Origin of the sequence: Veillonella montpellierensis DSM 17217, from assembly GCF_000426745.1 — a bacterium.
Taxonomy (GTDB): domain Bacteria; phylum Bacillota; class Negativicutes; order Veillonellales; family Veillonellaceae; genus Veillonella; species Veillonella montpellierensis.
In genome coordinates, this window is record NZ_AUFY01000008.1 from 78,285 (window position 1) to 103,198 (window position 24,914).

At 39.8% G+C, this 24,914-nt stretch carries 17 protein-coding genes; 4 read left to right on the plus strand and 13 right to left on the minus strand.

The annotated features are described in order from the left end of the window. Positions 1-2: 2 nt before the first annotated feature. Genes K357_RS0104045 through K357_RS0104060 form a run of 4 tightly spaced genes read right to left on the minus strand, consistent with a single transcriptional unit; the run spans position 3 to position 3,883 of the window. Positions 3-710: an acylneuraminate cytidylyltransferase family protein gene (locus K357_RS0104045; RefSeq protein WP_028257566.1), complete on the minus strand. Its 708-nt coding sequence runs from the start codon at positions 708-710 to the stop codon at positions 3-5. Further along, the gene (neuC, locus tag K357_RS0104050; protein ID WP_028257567.1) at positions 711-1,850 is read right to left on the minus strand and encodes a UDP-N-acetylglucosamine 2-epimerase; all 1,140 of its coding nucleotides are present in this window, start codon (positions 1,848-1,850) and stop codon (positions 711-713) included. It lies immediately after the preceding gene. A 4-nt stretch (positions 1,851-1,854) separates the two neighbouring features. Beyond that, the gene (locus tag K357_RS0104055; RefSeq protein WP_028257568.1) at positions 1,855-2,901 is read right to left on the minus strand and encodes an N-acetylneuraminate synthase family protein; all 1,047 of its coding nucleotides are present in this window, start codon (positions 2,899-2,901) and stop codon (positions 1,855-1,857) included. Between the two features lie 31 nt (positions 2,902-2,932). Then, on the minus strand, positions 2,933-3,883 hold the full coding sequence (locus K357_RS0104060; RefSeq protein ID WP_028257569.1) for a glycosyltransferase family 52: 951 nt from the start codon (positions 3,881-3,883) through the stop codon (positions 2,933-2,935). 92 nt (positions 3,884-3,975) lie between these two features. Between K357_RS0104060 and K357_RS09870 the strand changes: the two genes are divergently transcribed. After that, on the plus strand, positions 3,976-4,710 hold the full coding sequence (locus K357_RS09870) for a tetratricopeptide repeat protein (protein WP_211218944.1): 735 nt from the start codon (positions 3,976-3,978) through the stop codon (positions 4,708-4,710). 461 nt (positions 4,711-5,171) lie between these two features. Here K357_RS09870 and gltB read toward each other — a convergent pair whose 3' ends face one another. The 4 genes from gltB to K357_RS0104080 form a co-directional block, all read right to left on the minus strand. After that, entirely contained in the window at positions 5,172-9,749 is a 4,578-nt protein-coding gene (gltB, locus tag K357_RS0104070; protein ID WP_028257570.1) for a glutamate synthase large subunit, read from the minus strand. Positions 9,750-10,257: 508 nt separating this feature from the next. Continuing rightward, entirely contained in the window at positions 10,258-10,533 is a 276-nt protein-coding gene (locus tag K357_RS09715; RefSeq protein ID WP_156004890.1) for a hypothetical protein, read from the minus strand. Positions 10,534-10,667: 134 nt separating this feature from the next. Beyond that, the gene (locus tag K357_RS0104075; RefSeq protein WP_028257571.1) at positions 10,668-13,586 is read right to left on the minus strand and encodes an ATP-binding protein; all 2,919 of its coding nucleotides are present in this window, start codon (positions 13,584-13,586) and stop codon (positions 10,668-10,670) included. Further along, positions 13,576-14,823, minus strand: a complete 1,248-nt coding sequence (locus K357_RS0104080; RefSeq protein ID WP_028257572.1) for a metallophosphoesterase family protein — start codon at positions 14,821-14,823, stop codon at positions 13,576-13,578. Before K357_RS0104080 ends, K357_RS0104075 begins: the two co-directional genes overlap by 11 nt. 849 nt (positions 14,824-15,672) lie before the next feature. Between K357_RS0104080 and bioB the strand changes: the two genes are divergently transcribed. Together bioB and K357_RS0104090 are read left to right on the plus strand one after the other, a co-directional pair. Continuing rightward, positions 15,673-16,785 (plus strand): biotin synthase BioB, encoded by a 1,113-nt coding sequence (bioB, locus tag K357_RS08810; protein WP_081658399.1) that lies wholly within the window; start codon positions 15,673-15,675, stop codon positions 16,783-16,785. 640 nt (positions 16,786-17,425) lie between these two features. Further along, the gene (locus tag K357_RS0104090) at positions 17,426-18,691 is read left to right on the plus strand and encodes an MFS transporter (RefSeq protein ID WP_028257573.1); all 1,266 of its coding nucleotides are present in this window, start codon (positions 17,426-17,428) and stop codon (positions 18,689-18,691) included. 416 nt (positions 18,692-19,107) lie between these two features. Here K357_RS0104090 and K357_RS0104095 read toward each other — a convergent pair whose 3' ends face one another. Together K357_RS0104095 and K357_RS0104100 are read right to left on the minus strand one after the other, a co-directional pair. Further along, entirely contained in the window at positions 19,108-19,536 is a 429-nt protein-coding gene (locus K357_RS0104095; protein WP_211218945.1) for a DUF805 domain-containing protein, read from the minus strand. A 19-nt stretch (positions 19,537-19,555) separates the two neighbouring features. Further along, positions 19,556-20,176, minus strand: coding sequence for a hypothetical protein (locus K357_RS0104100; RefSeq protein ID WP_028257575.1), 621 nt, complete (start codon positions 20,174-20,176; stop codon positions 19,556-19,558). Positions 20,177-20,642: 466 nt separating this feature from the next. Here K357_RS0104100 and K357_RS0104105 point away from each other — a divergent pair, with 466 nt between their 5' ends. Then, on the plus strand, positions 20,643-20,867 hold the full coding sequence (locus tag K357_RS0104105) for a hypothetical protein (protein WP_028257576.1): 225 nt from the start codon (positions 20,643-20,645) through the stop codon (positions 20,865-20,867). A gap of 471 nt (positions 20,868-21,338) precedes the next feature. Here K357_RS0104105 and K357_RS0104110 read toward each other — a convergent pair whose 3' ends face one another. The 3 genes from K357_RS0104110 to K357_RS0104120 all read right to left on the minus strand — a co-directional run bounded on the left by K357_RS0104110 (position 21,339) and on the right by K357_RS0104120 (position 24,764). Continuing rightward, positions 21,339-21,584: a hypothetical protein gene (locus K357_RS0104110; RefSeq protein WP_028257577.1), complete on the minus strand. Its 246-nt coding sequence runs from the start codon at positions 21,582-21,584 to the stop codon at positions 21,339-21,341. Positions 21,585-22,144: 560 nt separating this feature from the next. Further along, positions 22,145-23,017 carry a 2-oxoacid:ferredoxin oxidoreductase subunit beta gene (locus K357_RS0104115; protein WP_028257578.1) on the minus strand — a complete coding sequence of 291 codons (873 nt, stop codon included), beginning with the start codon at positions 23,015-23,017 and terminating at the stop codon, positions 22,145-22,147. 1 nt (position 23,018) lies between these two features. After that, positions 23,019-24,764 (minus strand): 2-oxoacid:acceptor oxidoreductase subunit alpha, encoded by a 1,746-nt coding sequence (locus tag K357_RS0104120; RefSeq protein ID WP_244869373.1) that lies wholly within the window; start codon positions 24,762-24,764, stop codon positions 23,019-23,021. Between the last annotated feature and the right edge of the window lie 150 nt (positions 24,765-24,914).

Genomic DNA, 24,914 nt, shown 5'->3' on the forward strand with positions numbered 1-24,914 from the left:
CATCACACCTTATCTATATCCATTTTATGGGCGTAGAGATACCGTGCCCATTCTAAATCTCTATTAGTATCGATATCTACCATATATGAATTTGTTATAAGATAACCCATAGGATTATCATTAAAACTAGTAGTTTCTGTTAATGTACTAATTTTATTAATATAAATTGATCCATCTACACGAACATATATAGGCATTTCTTGTCTACGAACTGTACTACTACAGGGCAATAAATTTTTTAGGTGCCCTTTGTCATCTAATGACCGAATCAAAATTGGGTTATCTTTAACAGAAGAAACAGATACTATATCTTCATTAGTTTTTATATGTAATTTAATCGCTGCATCAATATCAGAAACTTTACGAAATGGTTGCGTTGGTTGTAACAAAACTAATATATCATATAATCTACGCCTTTTTTTTAATTCATCAATAGTATATATAACTGTTTCTATAGTTTTTGATGTATCACTGGCTAATTTTGAAGGTCTATAGAATGGAACATCCGCTCCCCACTTTTTTGCTATATCACTAATAGGCTTACTATCAGTAGAAACAACAATATCATCAATATAGTTGCTTTGTTTAGCTACTTCTATGGAATGTGCAATTAATGGTTTTCCACCTAAATCAATAATATTTTTATTAGGAATGCCTTTGCTTCCTCCTCTAGCAGGAATAATTGCTAGCACTTTCTTTCCTTCTATCATTCAATCCTCCATATCTACAAATCGCTTTTGAAAAGCAGTTTGCCAAAAATGATTGCTATCTAGCAATTTACTCCAATGTTCACAACTATCTCCATTTCCAAATTTATTTACAAAAGAATCGGTCCCTTTATAGGGCTGTCTAATAGCCTCTAAAATTTGCTCAACATCACTATCTACATGAAAAATATGCGCATCATTATCCACATTATATCTTCTGTGTTGTCTTGTTCCAATATCGATCGTTTTAATATCATATATACCAGCTTCACGTATGCCTGCACTAGAATTACCAATAATAAATTGTGCATGTTTTAGTAAAGTTAAAAAATATTCAAAACGTATAGATGGAAAAATCCTAAATCTTTCACCTTGTAACTGATTATATGCATCAATAATAAAATGAGATCCTAAATCATTATTAGGGTAAATAACGATATAATTATGTTCACTTTTTAATAGTGCTTCAACTAAAATTTCTGCTTGCTTTTTCATAGTATTGTATTCAGTAGTGACAGGATGAAATAATACAATACCATACTCAAGAAATGGTATATCATAATGACTGACTGTTTCTGCTAATGTTGGTAAGGATGCATATAACATACTATCAATATCTGCTGAACCAATAACATAAATCTGTTGCTTTGGTTCGCCTAATTGCATAACTCTCTTTTTAGCCTCACTATTTGCTACTAAGTGAATATGGGATAACTTCGTAATAGCATGCCGAAGAGAATCATCGATAGTTCCTGATAGCTCTCCCCCCTCAATATGAACTACAGAAATATTATTTAGTGCTCCTACAATAGCACCTGCCAGTGCCTCTATTCTATCGCCATGTACAACTACTATATCTGGTTGTAGTGTTTCTATGTATAAAGAAAGGCTATAAACTATCCTCGATATATTTTTGCTCATAGATGGTGTATTAGAATAATCTAACGAATCCCATGCAAGATATAAATTATTAAAGCCATCTTTCTCGATTTCATGATATGTACTTCCGAATTTCTCTAACAAATGCATGCCCGTAACATATATGTGGACGTCTATATCTTTTTTATTACTTTCCTTAATAAAACCTTTTATTTTACCATAATCTGCACGAGTGCCTGTAATAAAAACAATCTTTTTAGCCATATACTTATTCCTCTATCATGTCATACATTATATGTACATCTGACTCAATATCCCGTGTTGCTTTTTTCCCCAACACATTACAATATTCTTCTGCAGATAATTCTCCTACCCCTGGTCGTTTTACCCAAATATTGTTCTCTGTAAAAGTCTCGCCTTGTTTAATTGGTCGAATCGTCACAACTGTAGCAAAAGCGAAATCAATAGTAACTTGTTCCTCTGGCAAGGCCATTTTCTTGCCTCCAAGCATACTCGGAATTTCTTTAGAAGCTGTAATTAGCGATGCTAACTCATTTTCATCCATAGAACATAAAATATCTGGTCCCTGTCGATCTTTATGATCTGTAAAATGTCTTTCAATCAATGACGCACCTAATGTTATCGCCGCAATCGCAGAGTTGTTATTTAATGTATGATCTGATAAACCTATCGGCGTTTCTGGAAACTCTCTCATAAGTTCCTGCATCGCTCCTAAACGAACCTGTTCCGGTTTCGTTGGGTATAAATTCGTTGTATGCATTAACGCATACGGCACATTATATTTTTCCATTATATTAACTGTTTTCCATACGGATTTAATATCATTCATACCTGTAGATACAATCATTGTTTTCTTATTACTAGCAATATATTCTATAAGTGGATAGTTATTCATTTCACCTGATCCAATTTTAAAAGCCTTTATATCAAACTTTAGCAATCTATCTACCGCAGCCCGCGAAAAAGGTGTACTTAAAAATAACATCCCTAATGATTCTGTGTATTGCTTTAATTCCAGTTCTTCTTCTTCCTCTAAAGCACATGATTTCATAATATCATATATTGATATATCTGCATTACCTGGAATGACCTGTTTAGCATATGCACTCATTTCATCTTCAATAATATGCGTTTGGTGTTTAATCAGTCTAGCTCCTGCACGATGTGCAGCATCTACCATTTTTTTGGCCACATCTAAACTACCACCGTGATTAATTCCTATTTCTGGAATAATAACAGGTCTATGGTCCCCCCCCATATAAATAGAGTCTCCTAATAAAATTTCTTTTTTCATACTACGATCCTTTCAAATATTTCTACTATTATTAGTACACTTTTCTCAACTCTACTAACATGATCTTTTCTTTTACACAAGATAAATTAGCAAGACTTGTGGAAAAATATGTAATACCTATATCAAATTCAATAGTAGAGATATACTCTATCAATTCTATAGGAAATGCCTTATTAATAATAATTCCACCTAAAGACGAATAATCACAATTATCTCTAGGATGCGGTTTTATATAAATATCATAATTATCTTTATAGGATTCGATTACACTCTTGTAAAACTCTAATTGCTTATCTAGCGATGTAATTTTACGTAAAATCGAAAATGCACCTCGAGATTCATAAAGAGGCTGTGTTAATAATAATAATTTTTTTCTACTAGTATTATTAATTATAGGCATAGGAAATACTTTAGTAAGTGCACTAATTTTTATATTACTTGCATGTTCAATCAATTGCTGAAAAGGAACTTCTATATACTTATTCCATCTCTTATCTCGTTCTAAAATCATTTTATTATTAACTTCAATTGATTTACAATATGGAGAAAAACCCCACGAATGCTTTCTATTACAATACCTGTTCCTAAAATAATACTTAATTCGTTTTAAATAATTTTTATGATAACTCCCACGAGCCAAATATGAATCACGACCATCATCTAATAATCTATATATTATTCCATGGCAATGAATATAATCGCCCATTATATTACTATCATTAAAAAGAAATATATCATTGAAGTTTTTAAAATATTCTTTCCAGCATAGAGACATAACGTCTTCTGTATACACAAACTTATCATCTAATTCTTCTAATAAACTAACCTTATCAAATAAACCTGTTTCTACTAATAAGTGTTTTAGCTCCTCTCGATTCTCAATAGGTTCCATTAAAATTAAATGATTATTGTCTGTCTCATTAAGTCTAAGAATTGTATAAAATATATGATATAATGTCATACAAATATATAAATTACTCACGTGTCTCTCCTTACTATCGCACTATATACTAGGTACCTAACTAGTAATACTTTTAACATTCTACAACCTATTATATACCAGAAAGGTCCCCCATGAAACCATCGCATTGCTCCATTCTTATCCTAGTCTGTATCCTACTAATCACCAGTCTCTATGCTTGGCATACTGAAAGTAGCACTCTATCATCAAGTGTTCATCGCCTAGTTGCAATAGTCACAAAGGCACCACGAGTCACTGAAGATAAAAAGCAAGCATCCCTATCTCAAAAAGATAGTACTACTACTTCGCCTGACTGGTCTACACCAATTATTCTATCCACTGACGAGCAACATGAGCTAACTCGTTTAACTGAGGAAACCAAAGCGGCTACTACAGCCTTTCAACAAGGCGACTATCCACATTGCATCGAACTGGCAGAGAAAACTATTCAGATGAATCCTACTAATTATGTGGCGTACTCCTTATTAGGTGTAGCTAAGGCCCTACAAGGTGACACGCAACAAGGCCTTGCGAACACGACTCATGCGTATGAGTTGCAACCGCGGTATGTAGCCAACTTTTACAATATGGCCATGGTCTATAAATTAAACGGTCAATTGCAGGATGCACGCCTATGGTTTGAACGATTGCTCGTCACTGATCCCGCGCACACGTGGTCTCTTTACGGTATGGCCACCATATATGCAGACACCCACGACCACGATCGAGCCTTAACCTATTTAAAGCGTGCTATTGACACAGATCCTACTGTGAAAGAAGTAGCACGCACGCAAGATCACTTTGCCACCTTTCACGGTGATCCCGCCTTTGAACGTCTTGTGCAGTAGGAATCAAGTCATGCTAGGAATACCACACGCTGAATCGATACAGTCCCATGCACCTATAACAACACCTACGAATACCAGAACTAAATAGCTAGCGGTCTATGACAGCATATATTACTACGTCTATATACAACATAGTATGACAATACAAGTGCTATCATCAAGAATCTGTGTAATGCGTATAGCAAAGGACCGTTCTCTACATACGATCTTACCCATAACACTATGCCTAACGCGTAGACTCATCACCCTATTCACAATGCAATCTAATAAGCCTTGCCTATCACTTGTCAATACCAATAAAAAATCAGGGATGCTTACGTATCCCTGATTTTTATATCTCCCTACCAATAGAGAAAGGCAGTATGTCTATGTATCGTGACACCACAAGAAAATTTCGCACGCACATGAGCGTACGTCAATCGAGTCTTATCCACAGAGTCTAACTCTATAGCATGTCAATATTACTTCGCATATTTTTCTTTGAATGCTGCCATTTCCGCTTCGGCTTGACTCAAGCCATCTTGCATATGGCGAGCAATGGCGGCTTGCATGGCTTCATAGGCGAGTGGCACAATTTTTGTAAATCGTTTCGCAAAGGTTTGCCAATTATCTAAAATATGACGGCCTTTTTTACTGTTCGTATGGAGTACATGCTGTTCAATTAATGTTTTAATATGAGCCACATCTTCCTCTGTCGCTGGGCGTGGTTCTACTAATTCTTGGTTTATATACCGTGTATCACAATCGAGAATATACGCATAGCCACCCGACATACCAGCACCAAAATTACGACCGATAGAACCTAGAATCAAGGCTTCCCCGCCTGTCATATATTCGCAACCATGGTCACCTACACCTTCTACTACGGTAGTCATACCACTATTGCGCACGCAAAAACGTTCGCCTGCACGACCATTGATATATCCTTCGCCTGATGTAGCGCCATAGAAAGAGGTATTGCCAATGATAATATTTTCGTCCGCTTCAAAGGTTGCTTTTGCTGGTGGGAACACGCTAATGCGCCCCCCTGAAAGTCCTTTACCCACATAGTCATTCGCATCACCTTGCAACGCCAATGTAATGCCATGAGGAATAAAGGCCCCAAAGCTTTGTCCCGCACTACCTACAAAACTCAATTTAATCGTATTATCTGGCAAGCCGGCTTCACCATATTTGCGTGTAACTTCGGATCCCACTACGGTACCGACTACGCGATTCGTATTGTTAATCGCCAATTTAGCACGAATTGGTTTTTGTTCTTCAATGGCAGGTCGACACATGCGCAACAATTTAGACACGTCTAGTGTTTTGCCTAATTCATGATCTTGTTTCTGTGTATGGAAATGACCAATGGATGGATCTGTATACGGATGGAAGAGAATCCGCTTTAAATCGACACGAGATAATTTAAAACTATCATCATTGGATTTTTGACGAAGTAAATCTACACGACCGACTAACTCTTCCATACTCCGTAAGCCTAAGCGTGCTAATATTTCACGAACTTCACGAGCAATATGATGGAACATATTCACTACATATTCAGGTTTACCCGTAAAGCGAGCTCGTAATCTTTCATCTTGTGTGGCCACACCATACGGACATGTATTTAAGTTGCATACACGAGCCATCTTACAGCCTACCGCCACCAATGGCAATGTACCAAAGCCGAATACTTCCGCCCCTAATAGAGCCGCTACAACCACATCAAAACCGGTCATCAATTTACTATCCACTTCTAGGATAATACGATCACGCAAGCGATTGAGCATTAAGGTTTGATGTGTTTCCGACAAGCCCAATTCCCAAGGTACGCCAGCATGTTTTACCGATGTGCGCCCTGCAGCACCTGTACCGCCATCATAACCACTGATTAAAATATTATCCGCTTTGGCTTTTGCTACACCAGCTGCGATAGTACCAATCCCCGCTTCTGATGTTAATTTTACTGATACCCGTGCATCGCGATTCACACATTTCAAGTCATAAATGAGTTCCGCTAAGTCTTCAATAGAGTATATATCATGATGCGGTGGAGGTGATACAAGTTCTACGCCCGGTGTAGAATGACGTGCATGGGCAATGGCGGGATCTACTTTTTTCCCTGGCAATTGACCGCCTTCCCCTGGTTTAGCACCTTGGGCACATTTAATTTGCAATTCTTGTGCATGCACTAAATAGTTAGCGGTAACCCCAAATCGTCCTGACGATACTTGTTTCACTTCACTATTCATGGAATCCCCATTTGGCAATAGGGTAAAGCGAGCCACATCTTCGCCGCCTTCGCCCGAATTAGACAAGCAACCCATGCGGTTCATAGCAATGGCGATAGTTTCATGAGCTTCTTTACTAATAGCGCCATAACTCATAGCCCCTGCTTTAAAACGCTTAATAATGCTTTCTACTGGTTCCACTTCTTCAATGGCTATACCACCGCCTACAGGGAAATTAAGTTCTAGTAAACTGCGCAACGTCACATGATAGTTTGTCTGAATATCGTGGGCATATTCTTTATATGCAGCATAGTCGTTATCAATGCAAGAGCGTTGCAACAGTTCAATGGATTTAGGATTAAATAAATGCTCTTCTCCATCTTTCATAGGACCGTAGAAACCACCTGGCGCTAATACGCTAGGGGCGTTATCCCCAAAGGCCCGTTCATGTCTAGCACACGCTTCTAAGGCGATACCGCGAGTACCAATACCACCGATGCGTGTTGGTGTATTCACGAAGTATTTATTGATAAAATCACTGTTCAAGCCTAGAGCCTCAAAGATTTGTGCCCCATGGTAAGAACGCACCGTAGAAATCCCCATCTTAGACATAACTTTCATCATGCCCCCTACGGCCGCTTTAATATAGTTCTGTTCTGCTTCTTCTACGGTCATCGCACCAAGTCGTTTTTTACCCACTAAGTCTTTTACTGTTTCTAAGGCCAAGTATGGATTGATGGCGGTAACACCGTAACCGATAAGGGTACAGAAATGATGGACTTCTCGCGGTTCGCCAGACTCTAAAATCAAGCCAATTTCCGTACGCAACGTGTTACGAATCAAATGATTATGTACCGCTGCCACCGCTAACAAGGCTGGAATGGCTGCATGATCTTTATCGACGCCACGGTCTGATAAAATAAGAATATTTTGATCCCCACGAGCCGCTTCTTCAGCTTTCAAGCATAACTCTTGTAAGGCGCTTCGCAAGCCTTGTTCCCCTTCAGCAGGATTAAATAAAATCGGCAAGGTAATTGTTTTCATACGCCGACAATCTAATTGCTTGATGGTCGCTAATTCTTCATTCGTCAATATAGGCGTTTTCAAACTGATCGCATAGGTGCCTACTTTATTAGGTTCTGTCATGTTGCCACAATTGCCGAGCATAACGCGCGTAGAGGTAACCATTTTTTCACGAATCGCATCGATTGGTGGATTCGTCACTTGCGCAAACAGTTGTTTAAAGTACGTATACAGTAGCTGTGGCTTATCCGATAAAATCGCCAACGGTGCATCCGCCCCCATGGCACCTACTGGGTCTTTTCCGTCTTTTGCCATCGGCGTAATCATGCGCACAATATCTTCTTGGGTATAGCCAAATGCTTGTTGTGCTAAGAATACATCATCTACCACAGAAATATCCTGATGATTTGCTTTTTCAATATCTTCCAAATGAATAATATGTTCTTTCACCCAGTCACTATAAGGTCGTTCGGTGGCAATCTGATGTTTCACTTCTTCATCGGAAATAATGCGCCCTTCCTCTGTATCAATGAGTAACATTTTACCTGGTTCTAAACGGCCTTTATAGCGGATATTCTCATCCGCTTCATCTACAACGCCCACTTCAGACGCCATAATCACACGATCATCATTCGTTACATAATACCGTGCTGGTCGTAGTCCATTGCGATCAAGGATACCACCGATTACTTTACCATCCGTAAAGCCCATCGCTGCTGGTCCGTCCCATGGTTCCATCATAAAACTGTTAAACTCATAGAAATCGTGCTTTGCCTGATCCATCAATGTATGTTTTTCCCATGGTTCTGGAATCATCATCATAATCGCATGAGGCAAGCTGCGCCCAGTCATATGCAAAAATTCCAACGTGTTATCAAACATGGCTGAATCGGATCCCGTATCATCTACAACAGGGAACACTTTTTTAATATCTGGGAAATACGGTGATTCTGCTCGTTCTTCCCGTGCATTAATCCAGTTAATATTACCGCGAATCGTATTAATTTCTCCATTATGTACTAGATAGCGATTCGGATGTGCTCTCGCCCAACTAGGGAATGTATTCGTACTAAACCGACTATGCACCATGGCTAAGGCGGAGGTAAAATCTAAATCTGATAAATCTAGGTAAAACTCACGTAATTGTGCCGGTGTCAACATGCCTTTATACACAATGGTTTTCGACGATAAGGACGCAATGTAAAAGTCACTGCTTTGCGCCTTGGAAATAGGAATAATTCGTTTTTCTGCCAATTTACGAATCACATACAACTTCCGTTCAAATTCCATTTGATTCGTAACACCCTTACCTTTGCCAATAATAATTTGGCAAAACCACGGACGAATGGCAGCAGCACTCGCGCCCACTGCCCCCGAATCAACGGGAACTTCACGCCAACCTAATACAACTTGCCCTTCTTCACGAACAATATCTTCCAAAATCGATTTTTGTTCATTTCTAAACGATTCATACCGATGAGCAAATACCATGCCCACCCCATACTCTCCAGCAGGTGGCAAATTAATGCCTAACACATCACATTCACGTCGGAAGAAATCATGAGGAATTTGCACCATAATACCAGCACCATCACCAGTATCTTTATCGGCACCACTAGCGCCACGATGTTCAAGTCGCTCCAATACGCCTAACGCATCGTCAATGATGTCATGTGATTTTTTCCCTTTAATATTAACCACAAAGCCCATGCCACATGCATCTTTTTCAAAACGGCGATCATATAAGCCATTTTCTTCCCATACTCCTTGTTGCTGCTCTATACAGTCTCTGTCTTCTGCCATACTAGACTCCTTCCGTGTTTATAGGTATTGCCTTATCTATAAACAACCTCTCTCTTACTACTGTATCATATGATACATACTACTGGATCTCATAGTATTACTAACTATACCATGTACATAACCTATGTACATGGATTCACTCATCTATAGATTTAGTATAAATATGTCGTATGTATATGTATCACATTTTTCATTTTTCAGTTCTGCTCTACACTTTCTTACATAATAGGACTATACAATTATTAATATATATACAAAGCTATATTTGTATATACATTAACCACGTCCCTATAATTCTCCTCAACGGAGAGTACAGTCACACTCATATTTATAAATTCTATAGAAAATGTCTACTACTAGTATAATAAAGTCTACTGAAAAAGAAAAATATATAAAAAACATGGTATTATGATTTTTCATCATAATACCATGCATTTAAAACATTATTGTTTTTTGTATACACAATGACACACATCCGATACCTCATAAAACGACGCGCCGCTAGTCGCTACAATTTATATTGACTTATACAAATGAGTCGCCTCGCTGGCACTACGATGCACAGCGGCCTACAGGTTGCTCTACGCCTAGCCTTGATATGCGCTGGGCGAATCATATACGGCGTATCACTTGTTTCATCTTTCCCATATCCCACTAAACTGCTCACCGCTAGTCGCTGCGATTTATATCGACTGATACAAACAAGTCGCCCCGCTGACGCTACGATGCATAGCGGCCTATACGTCGCTCTACGCCTAGCCTTGGTATGCTCTGGGCGAATCATATACAGCGTATCACTCGTTTCATCGTTACAAAAACGTGTGCCGTACTAAAACTGTAACGCCTATAACAAGTAGGGATACCTAGGTCTCTCGCGTTTCGATAAAAAGGTTTGTAGGAGCAAACTGACTCATTGTGCTAACTGAGAGCTACCACGTTTTGATCCTCTAACACGTAGGTATCAATGCCATCTTGTTTACGCGCCATAGAAAGCAATTCTCGTTGGCAAGTGAAGATCCACACTTGCTGTGTGGCCCCTATACGACGTAACAAAGAAAGCGCTTGTTCTTGTCGATCTTGGTCAAAGCGCACTAGAATATCGTCTAGCACCAGTGGTAATGGTTCTACCCGTTCTGAAAAGGAAGTGGCCAAGGCTAAGCGCAACGCCAAATAGACTTGATCGCCTAAGCCGCTACTCCAATAGCGACTATCCTTCCGCTGACCATGACAATCTTTTACATACACCGTTTCTTCTATTCTATCCTGTTCTAACGTGTACTGCCCATTAGTCAAACTGGATACATAGTCCGATGCAAGCGAGAGCATGTGCGGTCGGCTATGCACTTCATATTCACGTTGTGCTAGATCCATGGCATGATGCATAAATACTTGTGTAGCCCATTCTTCTAAGGCCTCAGATAATTCACTTTCCAACGTTTCTCGTTCTTGCAACGTATTTGCCAAGACTACATCATCCGCCAACGTGCGCATCGCTTCCGTAATCGTTCCCCGTTTTTCATAGAGGTCTGCTAGTTTTTGTTCTACTATCGCCACTTCATCTGCATTATGTTTCGATTCGGACACCCATTTATCATAGTTTCCTTCACGCAATCGACGATATAGAATATCTGGATTATCATCTTGCTTTGCAATTAAATCTAATTGAATGCGGCTCTGATGGTAAATTGTTTCCCATTGCTTCAATTGATCGTAACGCAATAGTTGTTGTCGATATTCTGCAGCAGACTGCAATCCACTACGCTGAATTAACTCATCTTGAGCAAGTAATACATCTTTTTCTTTTCGATTCCACTGATCAAATTCTTCACGGAAATTTTTCCGTTGCGATTCCTTTTGTTCCCATCGTATCTTTTTTTGACGAAACTCTTTTAACAGGCGATATAAGCGCCTCATTTCACTCGGGGTCACCGCGGTTTTCATCCCCACGTTGTCCCATAGCGTATGTGCCCTCTCTTCAATGGCATTGAGTGCCGCTCGATGTTCTTCCATGCGACGTTCATAGCCTTTAAAAAGGTGTAGTTGTTCTAGGTAGCGGTCATATTCTTGTTTCATAGCAAAAAAATCTGTATCCACTAGCGTCCGTCTAGCTGCCGCTGGCAACCAATGTTGCCAAGCTCGTAGCGCCTCTGCTTTCACCCCTTCTAAGGTCTTTCCTTCCTCTCGCCAGTGTGCACATAGTTCCTGATAGGCATGGGCTTTCATCAAGGTCACGTCTTGCGTCATAGAAGCAGTAACGGCACGAGTCCGTTCTATCTCTTGTAAATCCGCTTCGCTCGTCGGCATAGGCACCTCATAGTGCTGAGCTAACTGACGAAGAGCTGTTTCTTTATGTGCAACAGACACTGCCATCTCTTGCTGATTCGTACTCGCTCTATGGCCTTGCCAATAACTATACAGGCCTCCACTACTCCCTATCACCAAGAGTGCTATCCCTATCCATAGGGGCATCATAGCTAGTGCTACGCCAAGAAGGACCATAAAAATGCCGATAGCCGCTATACCCCATGCGACTGTAGTAACCTTGAGCCACCATTTCCTCTTGCTCGTCCATCCTTTCTGGTCTGCACGTACGTCTTGTAGCGCCGCATAGGCTCGGCGTATATCTTGTACCGCCTCAGGCGATACAGTTGGCCTAGGCGAACCATTCACAACCACTTCATGACCTTCTAACTCTTTCGGCAATACTGGTTCTCTTGCTTGCCACTGTTCATAATTGGCGGTGGCTATGCGCAATTGGTTGGCCAAGCGCTCTCCTTCATACCAGTTGATGTCCGTATCCATAGGCACATCACTGCGCCAAGCAGAATGCAATGTCCGTGACAAGGCTAATTGCTCTTGTACTTTCTCTAAATAGGCTTCGCCTTGTTTACATTCCTTCCGTAATTGATCCCATTTAGACACCTCTTGATACAATTCTTCAATGTCTTGTGCATATATACCTAATGGGGATTGAGGACTGAAATGATCCGGCATAAGTCCCGCTTCTTTATCTCTCCAAATCTGCATATGTTCGCGACATTGGTTAAGCTCACGATCCAACGCTAAAAAGCGATCGCGCTCTAACTGCTTAACCGATGCTAACATGCTAATTTGCTTCTTTGCCTCTTCTGCACGTCCATAGGTTTCCCACGCTTGTAACACCAAATCAATACTGTGAATATACTCTTGTCGCTCTTGTAATTGGTCTAACAATTCGCGCTCTGTAAGAACCGTATTGTCCAGTTGTTGTTGTAATTGCCGATACGTCACCTCGTGAGCGGATAATTCCGCAATCCGCGATTGATTTTGCTGCAACGCTTCTACTAAACGATTGATTTTTCGTTTTCCATTCACCGACGTAACCAATAACTCTTGTGACGCCTTTTCAATATTCTGCACCACCGCACTAAGACTTTCTCCACCTTCGGCGCCAAAAAAACGTGTTCGTACATCTACTTCTTGTACGATTTGTACCCCTTGTAAATCGGCCAAGGTTAAGGCAAAAATACGGTTGTATGTTTTTTTACTCAACCCATGCCACCAATACGCCGCAGGTTCTTGGGTAATCGGACTTTCACCAAGCGGATAAAAGTCAAGCCGTTTCTGATGGCGACCAATATAATAATCGTGTCCTTCATGCTCCACAATCATAGAGCCTATACAAGTAGCATACCCTTTGGCCTTGCCTCCGAACAAAATGGTACGCATTCCTTCTAACAGCGATGTTTTACCGCTTTCATTGGCTCCATATATCAGTTGTACCCCCTTTTGACCAGCCGTAAACGACCAATTTCGATAGGGTCCAAATTCTTCTAACTGTAACTGTTTAATCTTCATCGCTCTCTCCTGCTAAACGCATGGCACCCTCTATTTTTGCTCGCTGTAAAGCCCTCTCAATCAACTCATCTGTTAATAATGCTTGATAGGGACCTAGTCGTTTCATTTCAGGTCGCTCTTCTATAATCTGTCGTCCTTCACCTATCGTCATAAAGGCCCGCAAATAGTCGCCTACCACATCAGCGCCCTGAAGGCGTATAGCAAGGTCCATCTCTGGCTCAGATGCATTTCGTATTTCATAAGGCATGACAAATTGATGACGATGTGCTTCATCTTCTTGCGATGCAACCAACCAACTTTGGCGCACTTGTTCATCTGCGCACAACCGATACATAGGGCCCATCCCCGTCAATGTAATGTCTAGCAACACAGGTACCGCCACCTTCGTTCGTATCATCTCTTTATGATGACGTATCATTTCTACCATTTCCGCTTCTGTATGAAGTGAGTCAATCGGAATATCCACGTGTTCAAAACGCACCGCATTCGTTTCCTTGAACGTCAACTCACAATGACCATTACTGGCCACCTGTACCACATAACAACCTTTCGGTCCCGTTTCTTTCTTATGTAACCCTTGCGGATTGCCTGCATACACCACATACGGCTGTTGATGTACTACACTCCGCTTATGAATATGACCTAACGCCCAATAATCCATGCCCCTATCTAGCAGTGCTCCCTGCGTACAAGGATTCACCGTCATATGCTCCGCGCTAACGCCTCCTACGGTGCCGTGCATCATGGCAATACTAAACTCATCCCTATCCCATTTCTGAAAGTTCTCCACTTGCGACACTCGTTCATTACCGTGACCACAACTGATACCATAAATACCACCAATTTCAACATTTCCTACCATAAGCGGCATCCGTTCCACCTCGGTATCGGAAAATATATGCACATTGCTCGGCATGGCGATATGGGCCTGCCAACTTTCAGCAGGATCATGATTACCTTGCACAATATAAACGGGAATCTGTGCTTCTTCCAACGGGCGCAACAAACGAACAAATTGCACCTGAGCTGCTAAATTATGATCCGCACTATTGTAAACATCCCCTGTAATGAATAGAGCGTCGACCCCTTCTACAATAGCTAGCTCTACAATACGCTCAAATGACCGATAGGTCGAAGTAGCCACCACTTGATTAACTTGTGGATTATCCATCTTCACATAGGAAAAAGGCGTACCCAAATGTAAATCGCCACATTGAATAAAACGAAATGGCTGCATCGAATCATCCTCTCTCAATTCTATCTACTACGACCTATCATGGTCGTCATAATCATCTATACCATACGTGGTACACCCATACATGGTAATCTACTACTTATCCGTAATCGTTGCGTGCCAATCGCCACGTTCTACTGACACACTCATTAGTACCTGTATTGTACCACATAGACCTATAAGAAATGAATAGACCGATCCATGACTGTCCATGTTCCTATGTGAAAGTTTGATGCTGACGTATATTCCTATGTAAAAGTTTAATGCTTAGTCATGTATCCTCTGTAAAAGTTTAACAACTAACTCATAGGCCCTATGTAAACGTTCCCCTTGTATTTGATGAACCCGCTTCCAATATGACAAACAATGCTTTTTTAGTTTCATATCGTGTAAGACTTAGCCTTATTTAGCTTGATACCGTGTAAGATGTAGCTTTAATGATTACTCATTTCGTGATACATGATGAATTACTTATATATCCTGTAAGACTTAGCCTTATTTAGCTTTATATCATATAAGGGTTACCTTTATATCATGTAAGGGTTACCTTTATGTCGTGTAAGGCGTTTCGTATCTATCATTTTGAAAGTCGCTTCTTCACGCGCAGTGCTACGAATGCTCACACATTCCGTTCACGCCTCATCGGTTCTATACACTTATAGCATAAAACTCCTCTGTCTTTCACCACTAGTTCTCTTTTTCTTACGTCCGTAACAGGAAGTCTGGTTTTCTTTTATGTTAACCTTTGCTTTCTTTCATGATTGACGATTACACCTATGAGATATATAATAGCCTTATACTATCAACCTACAAACAATAGGTTAGGTTAACAATATATGTGAGGTAAAAATTATGAGAGACACAAATCATCCTAAAGCCCAAGTCGGTCATTACGAAACAATTATTCAATATGCAAAAAAGGTATTAGACGGTGGTGAAATCACCGTAGAAGAGGCGCGTGAACTCATTCGCACACCCGATGAAGATACAATGATTTTATTGGCCATGGCCGACAAAATTCGTCAACACTACAACGATAACAAGGTAGATATTTGCGCCATCGTCAACGCTCGCTCTGGCAAATGCCCAGAAAACTGTAAATTCTGTGCCCAATCGGCCCATCACGATACAGGGGTTACTGTATACCCATTTATGAAAGAAGATGATATCGTCAATGCGGCTAAAAAGGCGAAAGAAGCTGGTGCCGTTCGCTTTTCCATCGTTACTAGCGGACGAAACACCACCAACCCTAATGAATTTGATCAAATTCTCCATGCCTTAACACGCATTCGTAACGAAGTGGGTCTTGAAATTTGTTGTTCCCTTGGACTATTGACCTATGAACAAGCTCTCGCCCTAAAAGAAATTGGTGTAACTCGCTATCACTCCAATATTGAAACGGCACCAAGCCATTTCCCAGACATTTGCACCACCCATTCCTATGAAGATAAAATGAGTACCATTGAAAATGCCAAAAAAGCAGGTATTCGCGTTTGTTCCGGTGGTATTTTAGGCTTGAATGAAACCTTAGACCAACGAGTAGAAATGGCTTTTGAGCTAAAACGATTAGGCATTGATTCGGTGCCATTAAATATTCTAAATCCTATCAAAGGCACTCCTTTTGAACATAATAAAGGATTGACTCCTTTTGAAATACTTCGTGCCTTTGCCGTATTCCGCTTCGTATTGCCAAAAGCATTAATTCGTACCGCTGGTGGTCGCGAAGTAAATCTTCGTGATTTACAAGCCTACGCCTTAACTGGTGGCTTAAACGGTCTAATGGTTGGTGGCTATTTGACAACAGGCGGTCGTTCACCATTAGAAGATTTACAGATGATTCAAGACTTGACCTTAGGCCTTACTACACCAGACGTACCAAACGCAACGCCAGTGGCTAGTACTGTACCTACGCAAAATGTACAACCTATAGAACCAATCCAAACAGCCCAACGAGCTGGTGCCTAATCCATAACCCTATCCAGTAAAGGCACTGAAATAATAACACTTACTATCGATTGTGAGTTCTTCTGCTACTTAGGCTACATTGATGCATCATTATATTGGACATATCGTTCATGAGTTGTAACCTTTCAATCATCAAACGCAGCGCATGAACGATCATATATTCCTATCTACGGAGAAAACCCGTTGTGATACCATCCCTATCACAACGGGTTTTCGCTGTTTTATGCCGAATGATACGCTCATACACTCATCCTCTATGCATAGCAAATATACCTCCGCCCCAGTGCCTAGAAACATTGACAAAACAGAGGCATTTATTTTCTTATTTGCAAGCAACTTTTATACATATAAGATATGCTATTAATAAAATCTATGCAGAATTATCTGCAATGACAAAAAATAACACACCCTTACACTATTATATTTTATCAACGATTGTGTACCCATTTCTTTTTTTATAGCGTCAATCTATTAATTTATTTTATGAATATTACTTTTCAACACGCCTATAATTAATTTATAAAAAAATATTATAACTGTATTCTCATTTTATCATTTTACAAGTTATTTTCTTAGTCTTATAATCATCTACATCAGTTAAAAACTATAGAAAAAAATATGAAAATAGAGGTGTTATACAATGGCTGATTCAAAAGAACGATTGTGGACAATGCCCTTTGTGTTGGATACAATCATCAACTTATTAGTATTTTTAATTTATTACTTACTCATGGTAATCATCGCCGTGGTTGCTAAAGATAACTTTCACGCCAGTGCTAGTCAAGCTGGGTTAGCAGTCGGCATCTACATCATTGGTACCGTCGTGGCTCGTATATTTGCTGGTCGCTTTGTAGGTACGCTCGGATGTAGAAAAGTCTTATACGGCGGTTTATTTATATATTTGGTGTCCACCATTCTTTACTTTTACACACCAAACCTTGCAGTCCTTGATATCGTTCGCTTTATAAACGGTTTTGCCTATGGTATTACTTCCACAGCAACAAGTACTATTATCGCTAGCGTTATTCCAAAAGCACGCCGTGGCGAAGGTATCAACTACTACGGTCTTAGCACAAGTTTGGCCGCCGCTATCGGTCCATTCCTTGGCATTTTCTTATTACACTTAACAAGTTTTGATTTTATCATTTACTTCTGTGTCGCCTTAGTTATTCTTTGTATTATCGGTGCGTTCTTAATGAAATTTAAAGAACCTACCTTCTCCGCACCAAAAGGCGCACATACAGCATTTCACATTTCAGATTACTTAGAACCTCGTGTAAACTCTGTTACCCTCATTTCTGTCCTCGTTGGGTTAGCCTATTCCGGTGTACTCGGTTTCATGGCATCCTACACACGAGAAATCAACATGGTACAAGCCGGCACATTCTTCTTTGTAGTCTACGCTGTTATCATTACCATTACCCGTCCTGGTCTTGGCATTCTATTTGATAAAAAAGGGGAAAACTTTGTCTTATACCCTTGCTTCATTTCCCTTGCCATCGGCATTATCTTACTTGCCTATGCTAGCGCTAGTTGGATGATTCTATTATCCGCTGTATTTGTCGGGTTAGGATATGGTACGTACATGTCAAACGGACAAGCCCTTGTGGTTAAGATGGTTCCTTACCATCGCATCGGCATCGCCACTTCCACATACTTTATCGCCCTTGATATCGGTATCGGTGTAGGACCTTACATACTAGGCGGTGTGAAAGAAATCGTCGGTTTCACCAACATGTTCCTATTGACCGCCATCGTATCAATCGTAGCGTTCCTTGCCTACCACTTCCTTTATGGACGTCTACTCGGTACGCCTAAGGATCCTACATTAAAAGCTCAAAAAGAAGACATTGAATTCCGTAATGCCCAAGGTCTTATGCAAACTGAATCCAATACACTCGACTAATATTCATAGATAATCTACCACTCCTACGATTATCTATTTACCATAGATATAGCTTATATAGGTATTATCTGCTATATATGTATCAATAACTGATGAACTATATAACACCTAACTATATAGTATGCAAAAAGCACCGATTGCTCTCCCCCCCCCTTTCTATCATGAGCAATCGGTGCTTTTGCGTCTATAAGGTATAAACGAATCCATCGCTTACCAAGGCACTCATACACGCACCTTATGCACGCCCTCTTTTCTATGATAAGGCGCCCACTTTTGATGAAAGTCATATCCATGACCTTCCATGCTACAATAAAAAAACATGCATATTGCCGACTTTCAACATCAGCAACATGCATGTATTTCTATAGTAACTCAGTAAGCCAATAACACGAGATGCTACGCGTAGACCCATCTTGTTATTCTTCTGGAATCGGATTTGGACCAAATCGATTGGCTTGAGGATCGCCACGACGGACATTGCAATATAACAAATATAAACCGCCCAATAATGGGATGATCTGAATCAATACCCACCAGCCCGATTTATCGATGTCATGCAATCGACGCACCGATAGTGCCAACGACGGTAAGAACAAAGCTATGGATATGATAACCGACAACGCATCCCCAACACCATCACTAAAAATGGCCCTCGCCAATAGAGGAAGAATGGCGGATATAAGGAATACGACTAACGTATAACGCCAAAACTCGCCTCGTGAAGCACGTCCATGAAAATCAGCATACTTATGCGTTGTGACATACACAAAATTTTCCCAAAATTTAGTAGAATACTGATTGCCACCCGTATACGGGTACATACTATCATAATCCGTAGTGTTCATAATAGACCCCTTTCTATCATTACGACTGTATATATTGATTACCATAATTATGACATACATGACTATTGCATGGCAACTCTAACATATATTTTAAATCGCATATATACGCGCGATGACTTTCATAGGCGTGCCATAATTTACTATGAATACTTCGCAAGCCTAAATAAATAGGAATCTGCCACGTTCTATTAATCACAAAGGCCGATTCTTTCGTCGTGGTGGACGCAAATAAACCAGAAAATAATAGATAACTATTGAAATAACCATATGCTGGATCTCGCCCAATCGGATGATTGCGACATTTCATCATAATAAAAGTATGCAACGGGTCAATGGTAAAGGGCAGTGTATAGCCACGAATATGGTCTCCCATTTCAATCTGGCGCACGTAACTCAACCGTAATCCTCGCATTTTTGCCATATGATGAATGAAACGGCGTACCGATGTATGCTCAATCATTAAATTTCCATCCTCATAAACAACGAGTGTACTATCGATTCCTCTATCATAAAAGGGAATCGCTGCCATCACTACCCTCTGAACTCCACCTAAGGAAGTCGCTTTCACCTCTAGCGAATTAAACCGTTTCAACGTTTGTGGCATATCACATTCTGCTTCTACTTCTACCATTCTACCCATTCTACTCCTCCTAGCACCTGCTATCAAACGCATTGCATACAACAAACTTGAAAAATGATATTAATCTTTTTCAATAAAAATTATAGCTAAAATGTTATATCCTATCAATCCGATATGCCTATTCTATATATAAATTATGCGTTTTGTTAAAAAACGCTATATTTCATAATCAACTTGCCTGTATGGTGCTGTCCATGATTTTTTATGCCCCTTACACATTACGCTCCCACATAACTTGACCCCATCCACAGACCAAGTACATACGTATAGTATGAGCATACTTTTATCGTAATTATTTATGTACTTATTTATTTATATAATAATTATCCTATAAGTATTTATTTATCTTTTAAAATAAATATACAATGTTCAACCATTACTAAAATGCAACTTTAGTATAAGCCTAGTATTTTACGTTAAAACCGCCCATAATTGCCCAAAATCAAAGAATATGAGGTATTACATCTTGGTAATGTGCAAATTAGTTCGTCCCTCATCGGTCCTCAATATTTCTTCGACTATTCCTGATGATATAATAGGAAAACAGATACACCATACATTCTTTGGACGCGGTACTGTCATATCCATAGAAAATGCTTCTATCATCATACAGTTTGAAACTGAAGGCAGGAAAAAAATAGGCTATGCGTTTCCCATGAAAAAAAATTTATTAGCCCTAGATGGAAACTAGATGCATACAATAACCCTATCTAGTAAGAGGCTAACAATAGTTTGCTATCTAGCTGTTCTAACAGTGTTTTAATGATGATAGTCCAGCTACGAACGCCTTTAAAACCACCTTACCTCGCTCACACAAAACCGACAAATCCATCCGATATACGACAACCACAGAATCAAAGAAAGAGATGTCTAGTATGACGAAAGCCTTTTAAAAGGACTTTCGTAAATCGTTCAAAAAGCAAATTATACAGCTATATAATAGAAATAAATCACTTTTAAAAGTATTAATAAAAATGGTAAAATTGCAATTATGAATGCATCCACAATGACCGTAATCATTAACTAGATACAAGTAGTATGATTATGTTCAGATTAGAATTGGATGCATTATACATAATAGTCGTGATTATATGGCAACAGTAGCACACTTATTATGTGTAAGACCTTAATGTTTGCCAACAAATGTAGCTAATTCATTTTACTAAAACCATTCTTTGTGCATTTTTTCTAACGACTCTTTTGTTAGTAGGTATCCAATAGATTCTTCTATCACAGAGTCAATACCGCAATACGGACAAATAGCTGTACAATCTGGTTCATCTTCACGCCAATCTTCTATTTCATTTGGAGAAAAGATTTTACAGCAATAAAAACAACCACACTTCTTCTCATTTTTAAGCATAGTTTTATTTGCAAAAGAATACTTATGAGCTTCTATACAATCCATACTATCTCCTTATAAAATTTATACTCTTTATTTATACTGGTATCCCCTTACAATATCCATTATTAAATAAATTCTCTGACCCGCACACCTCTTTTACTGTTAAGTAATATCATCAATCATACCATGCTACAATTGATGATAATTGCACAACAAACAATATTTCTACAAAATCAAACATGTATACTACGAACTTCCAAAGATTTATGTAAAAAGTACTCTGCTATATATTCACCATGTAATGTAAACTCTAGCTCTATGTATGCCATAGTATACACACGAACAGGCAAGTAGCACATAAGTGCTACTTGCCTGTTTATGTATCATATACTAATGTATTCTTCTATTCCATATAAACCCTAGTGTAGGGGCTAAACGGTTTCATATCCTATGACAGTGCTCGCGTATACCCTCATCAAAAGAGTACCCTATACGAAATTACACTGATTCTCCTACTATATAGCTAACAGTGTACATCCATACATCGTGCGATGCTACTTAGGATATCACCTTCTCATACCCATTCACTCTGACTATATAAATACCTCGTATGTGCAAATTTTTTATTTAAACGCCGCACATAGTTCATCGAATAGTGCCGCATCTGGTTTTACCACATCATGCACTAATGCTCGTTTATGCATACCCCCATTAACGGCCGCCATACTGCGTTCAAAGCATTCTTTTTGATTGTCTTGGTACAATAGACCAGTTACCAACCCATCTGTATCGCTAAGTGTTTTAAACGCTAAGGAGCGATCGGTATAGTCGTAGTCGTCTGGTAAGGTAGTCAAGTTTTCTTTGAAGTAATCAAAGCTATTTTGTTTATTATAAGTTACGCAAGGGCTAAATACGTTGATGAACGAGAACCCTTCATGTTGCATCCCTTTAATAATTAAATCCACCAATTCTTTGCGGTTAATCATATACGATTGTGCTACGAAAGTAGCTCCTGCTGCAATGGCAGTTTCGCAAACGGAAAGAGGACTTTCAAAACAGCCACGTGGTGATGTTTTCGTCACAAACCCAATGTCCGATCGTGGCGATGTTTGCCCTTTCGTCAAGCCATATACGTGGTTATCCATAACGATGTAGGTAAGATTTACGTTTCGTTTGATCGCATGAATGGTATGTCCCATGCCGATGGCATACGCATCACCATCGCCAGAGCAACATACTACATGTAGGTCTTGGTTCGCCAATTTAACGCCTTGTGCGTATGGCAAAGCGCGGCCATGTGTCGTATGGGCACCGTAGGCATAGAAATATCCTCCAATACGGCTGGAGCAACCAATCCCGGAAATAACGGCCAATTCTTCTGGTGCAATATTTTGTTGCACCATCGCATCGGTAATCGCTGCTTGAATACCATAATGACCGCAGCCAGGACACCAGTTAGGTCGAATATCGTTTCTATAATCATTCGCTGTTGTCATATTATAATACCTCCTTAATGGCCGCTTTCACATAGGATTTTGTGAAAGGATTACCATCATATTTTAAGCAACTAGAAATTTTAGTTTTATCATCCATATGAATTTTAAACAAATTAGCTAGTTGGCCCGTTGCGTTTTGTTCGCAAATGATAACTTTTTTAGCGGTATTATAATACGCTTCCAATTGTTTTTTAGGGAATGGTTTAATCAAGCGTAATTGTAAATGGTTGACTGCCACGCCTTCTGCATTAAGTTCAGCCGCCGCTTCTTCCAAAGCGCCACGACTAGAGGCAATGCCCACAATCAATACATCCGCCTCTTTATGAGGACAGTTCACCAAGAATGGGTCATAGTGATCGGCTACGGTTTCTAATTTTCTAAAGCGTTTATCCGTTTGTGCCACGTGCATAGTTGGCGCTTCTGCTGGTTTACCTTCTTCGTTATGTTCTAGTCCTGTAGATAGGAATAAGCCATTTTTCATACCTGGAATAGTACGAGGGGAAATGCCACTATCGGTCAATTGAAAGCGTTTGAAATAGTGAGGACGTTCTAATGGCGGCAAGTCTTCTTCTTTCATCAATTGACCACGTTCAATCGGTACGCGATGTAAATCGAAGGATGGTACAGATTGTTTGTTAAGTCCTTGTTGCAAATCGGGCATGAAAATAACTGGGCATTGGTATTGTTCTGCCAAGTTAAAAGCTTTTTGAATTTCATAGAAACATTCTTCGATGCTAGTTGGGGAAATAACGATATTTGCATAATCCCCATGTGCATTATAGCAAGCCGCATCAATATCCGATGTTTCTACTTTGGTAGCCATCCCTGTGGATGGACCCGACCGTTGTACATCGATGACAACCATTGGCAATTCTGCCATGGATGCCATGGATAAAGATTCTGCCATCAACGATAATCCTGGGCCAGATGTACAGGTAAAGCCGCGAACCCCTGCATACACACCGCCCATGGCTGTCATACATGCCGCGATTTCATCTTCTGTTTGTACGATTGTCATCCCTAGGGCATCCATATGTTTAATCATGTATTCCATAACTTCCGATGCTGGTGTAATCGGATAGGATGCCATAAAGCGTGACCCTGCTGCAATAGCACCTAACGCACACGCTTCGTTACCGAGCAAGAACATTTGATCTTTCTTGCCTGGTGCTGGTAAGGTATCCACTTCTACATCACCTTTTGAGGCCATCACTAATGCATGTCCATCGGCAAAGGCTTGTAAGTTTTTATCGATAATATCTTGTGATTTTTTAGCAAATTTAGCGGCGATTGCGTCTTTGAATGGCGCCGTATCAAATCCCAATAATGCTACGGACATACCTAATGCCACGATATTACGCATTAACAAGGACCCTTGTTTCAATGCAGTTTCAGAAATTGGCAACGCTAAGCAGTGTACCTTCGATCCTTCAAACTTAGAAAAATCAGGTTTAACTTTACTATCACAAATAATAAAGCCCCCATCACGGACTTCACCGCCATGCATATCGACAGTTTCTTGATCCAATGCCACCAAGAAATCGATGCTTTCACCAATCGACATAATTTGCTCTAAAGCAATACGCAACGCAAATGTGGTATGACCACCTTTAATGCGAGATGCGAACAAACGTTGACTATATAGAGAATATCCCTCTTTGGCAAGAATTGTAGCCATAATTTCGCCACAAGATTCAATACCTTCACCTTGTTGTCCACCCATTTTCCAGATAAAATCTTTACGCAAGTGTTTCACCCTCCTTAGGATATACTAAGCGTTAACAGACTATGTACTATACATATCCATGACTATAAACATTGTAACTATATACTATTTTGTCACAGCCTTTTTACTGTATAAATTGTAACATGTACACTATAATCCATCAATAACAAT